This is a genomic window from Metamycoplasma neophronis (genome assembly GCF_006491995.1).
GTDB lineage: Bacteria > Bacillota_I > Bacilli_A > Mycoplasmatales > Metamycoplasmataceae > Metamycoplasma > Metamycoplasma neophronis.
On sequence record NZ_VHHP01000041.1, the window covers coordinates 1 to 545 of the forward strand.

Genomic DNA, 545 nt, shown 5'->3' on the forward strand with positions numbered 1-545 from the left:
CGGCCCAGGTCCTGCAGCAGCTCGCGTTGAATGCGGCCCAGCTTGTTGATCACCTCGACCATGTGCACCGGGATGCGGATGGTGCGGGCCTGGTCGGCCATGGCGCGGGTGATGGCCTGGCGAATCCACCACGTAGCGTAGGTGGAGAACTTGTACCCCTTGGTGTAGTCGAACTTCTCCACCGCGCGGATCAGCCCCAGGTTGCCTTCCTGGATCAGGTCGAGAAACGCCATGCCCCGGCCGGTGTAGCGCTTGGCTAGCGAAACCACCAGGCGCAGGTTGGCTTCCAGCAGATGGTTTTTCGCGCGATCGCCGTCGCGGCAGATCCGCATCATGTCGCGGCGCTGGGCGGCAGGCAGCTTTTCGCCGCGCTCGCTAAGCTCGGTCATCAGCTGCGTGGCGTACAGGCCAGCCTCGATCCGCTTGGCTAGCTCGACCTCTTCCTCGGCGTTGAGCAGCGCTACCTTGCCGATCTGTTTGAGGTAGGCGCGAACCGAGTCGGCGGATGCGGTGAGTTCGGCGTCCTTGCGTGCTTGACGCAGGGC

At 64.6% G+C, this 545-nt stretch carries 1 protein-coding gene; it reads right to left on the reverse strand.

The genetic code is table 4. From position 1 onward, the window contains the following. Positions 1-545 (reverse strand): sigma-70 family RNA polymerase sigma factor (locus tag FJR74_RS08420; RefSeq protein ID WP_140915072.1); only part of this gene is annotated, 545 nt, incomplete at both ends.